This window comes from Bariatricus sp. SGI.161 (assembly GCF_050313695.1).
GTDB lineage: Bacteria > Bacillota > Clostridia > Lachnospirales > Lachnospiraceae > JAFBIX01.
The window spans coordinates 1-3,193 of sequence record NZ_JBNPLX010000064.1; the positions used below are offsets into that span (position 1 = coordinate 1).

Annotated in this window: 1 rRNA gene; it reads right to left on the bottom strand. The window is 50.7% G+C overall.

The features are described from left to right. Positions 1-54: 54 nt before the first annotated feature. A 23S ribosomal RNA gene (locus ACQRBH_RS17125) occupies positions 55-2,942 on the bottom strand. Positions 2,943-3,193 lie beyond the last annotated feature (251 nt).

Sequence of the window (3,193 nt, forward strand, 5' to 3'; positions counted from 1 at the left end):
TATGTACCTTCAAAACTGCATACAAGAAATATCATCCATTACCTATCACCTTGCTTGGTCATGCCCTCGACCGATTAGTAGCAGTCAGCTCCATACATTACTGTACTTCCACCTCTGCCCTATCTACCTCGTCGTCTTCAAGGGGTCTTACTACTTTCGTAGGGATATCTCATCTTGAGGGGGGCTTCACGCTTAGATGCCTTCAGCGTTTATCCCGTCCCGGCTTGGCTACTCTGCCATGAACCTGGTGGTTCAACAGATACACCAGCGGCCAGTCCATCCCGGTCCTCTCGTACTAAGGACAGCTCCTCTCAAATATCCTACGCCCACGCCGGATAGGGACCGAACTGTCTCACGACGTTCTGAACCCAGCTCGCGTACCGCTTTAATGGGCGAACAGCCCAACCCTTGGGACCTACTTCAGCCCCAGGATGCGATGAGCCGACATCGAGGTGCCAAACCACTCCGTCGATGTGAACTCTTGGGAGTGATAAGCCTGTTATCCCCAGGGTAGCTTTTATCCGTTGAGCGATGGCAATCCCACTTTATACCACCGGATCACTAAGTCCTACTTTCGTACCTGCTCCACCCGTCGGTGTCGCAGTCAAGCTCCCTTCTGCCTTTGCACTCTTCGAATGGTTTCCAACCATTCTGAGGGAACCTTTGAGCGCCTCCGATACCCTTTCGGAGGCGACCGCCCCAGTCAAACTCCCCACCTGACATTGTCCCCCAGCCGGTTCACGGCTGCTGGTTAGAAATCCAATACTGCAAGGGTGGTATCCCAACAGCGGCTCTGTGGCAACTGGCGTCACCACTTCTCTGCCTCCCACCTATCCTGTACATGCAATACCGAATCCCAGTATCAAGCTGGAGTAAAGCTCCATGGGGTCTTTCCGTCCTGGCGCAGGTAACCAGCATCTTCACTGGTATTTCAATTTCACCGGGTGCATTGTCGAGACAGTGCCCAAATCATTACGCCTTTCGTGCGGGTCGGAACTTACCCGACAAGGAATTTCGCTACCTTAGGACCGTTATAGTTACGGCCGCCGTTTACTGGGGCTTAAATTCAAGGCTTCGCTTGCGCTAACCTCTCCTCTTAACCTTCCAGCACCGGGCAGGCGTCAGCCCATATACTTCACCTTTCGGTTTTGCATAGACCTGTGTTTTTGCTAAACAGTTGCTTGGGCCAATTCTCTGCGGCCAGATCTCTCTGGCACTCCTTCTCCCGAAGTTACGGAGTCATTTTGCCGAGTTCCTTAACAATGCTTCTCCCGTCGGCCTTAGGATTCTCTCCTCATCCACCTGTGTCGGTTTACGGTACGGGCACAATATAAACAATAGCAGCTTTTCTTGACGCATGGCTCATATGCTTCCCTACTTCTGTTCGGTCCGCATCACGTCTTCGGATTGCATGGCGGATTTGCCTGCCATACTCCTACCTCGCTTGCACCGGTCTCTCCAATCCCGGCTCATACTCTCCACACGTGTCCCCACAGTTCTGTTATATTGTGGTACAGGAATTTCAACCTGTTATCCATCGACTACGTCTTTCGACCTCGCCTTAGGCCCCGACTTACCCAGAGCAGATCAGCTTTACTCTGGAAACCTTAGATATTCGGCCGGAAGGATTCTCACCTTCCTCTCGCTACTCATTCCGGCATTCTCTCTTCAATACAGTCCACAGCTCCTTATCGGTACTGCTTCTTCCCGTATTCAATGCTCCTCTACCAATGTATCATTACATTCCTGAGCTTCGGTAGTGTGTTTCAGCCCCGGACATTTTCGGCGCAGGACCTCTCGACTAGTGAGCTATTACGCACTCTTTGAATGTATGGCTGCTTCTAAGCCAACATCCTAGTTGTCTTCGAAATCCCACATCCTTTTCCACTTAACACACATTTTGGGACCTTAGCTGCAGGTCTGGGCTCTTTCCCTTTTGACTACCCAACTTATCTCGTGCAGTCTGACTCCCATACACCATCTACGCGGCATTCGGAGTTTGATATTCTTCGGTAAGCTTTGACGCCCCCTAGGAAATTCAGTGCTCTACCTCCGCAAGACTTGTATGAGGCTAGCCCTAAAGCTATTTCGAGGAGAACCAGCTATCTCCGGGTTCGATTGGAATTTCTCCCCTATCCACACCTCATCCCCACCCTTTTCAACGGATGTGGGTTCGGACCTCCATTGCCTTTTACGGCAACTTCATCCTGGACATGGATAGGTCACCCGGTTTCGGGTCTGCTCTGACTGACTTTACGCCCTATTAAGACTTGGTTTCCCTTCGGCTCCGTCCCTTCAGGACTTAACCTCGCCAGCCAGCGCAACTCGCCGGACCGTTCTACAAAAAGTACGCGGTTCCGCCAATAATGCGGTTCCACAGCTTGTAAACATATGGTTTCAGGTTCTGTTTCACTCCCCTCCCGGGGTCCTTTTCACCTTTCCTTCACAGTACTATGCGCTATCGGTCACTAAGGAGTATTTAGCCTTACGGGGTGGTCCCCGCTTGTTCCCACAAGGTTTCTCGTGTCTCGTGGTACTCTGGATACCGCCTTGTCCTTCTCGTTTTCGCTTACAGGGCTTTCACCTTCTCTGGCTGGCTTTCCCAAAACCATTCTGCTAACAATCTGGAATCAATTCTGCGGTCCGAACCCCGTTGTGCACGCACAACGGTTTGGGCTCTTCCGTTTTCGCTCGCCGCTACTCACAGAATCACTGTTGTTTTCTCTTCCTCCGGCTACTTAGATGTTTCAGTTCACCGGGTTCCCTTCCTGACGTTATGGATTGGCGTCAGGATAACTGAGGTCTGCTCAGTTGGGTTTCCCCATTCAGATATCTCCGGATCGTAGGATATTTGCTCCTCCCCGAAGCTTTTCGCAGCTTATCACGTCTTTCATCGGCTCTTAGTGCCAAGGCATCCACCATACGCTCTTTCTAGCATGACCAACTAGTTTCGAAAGCGGGTGGCAGTTTGTCATGGGCCATGGAAAGCTTGCTTTCCTATGGGCTTTTGACAAATCCGGCAGACATTTGCGAAGCAAATGACATCGATAAGACTGAAAGTCTTAGAGATGACCGCTTCGAAGCGTCGCCTCTGCTTTGTTCTTTCTCCACTTACACATATCTAGCGTGATATGCGTTGGTTCTAGGTCAATTTTTTTCATTCGTTTTCTTCGAATTGTGTTGTAATCATTAT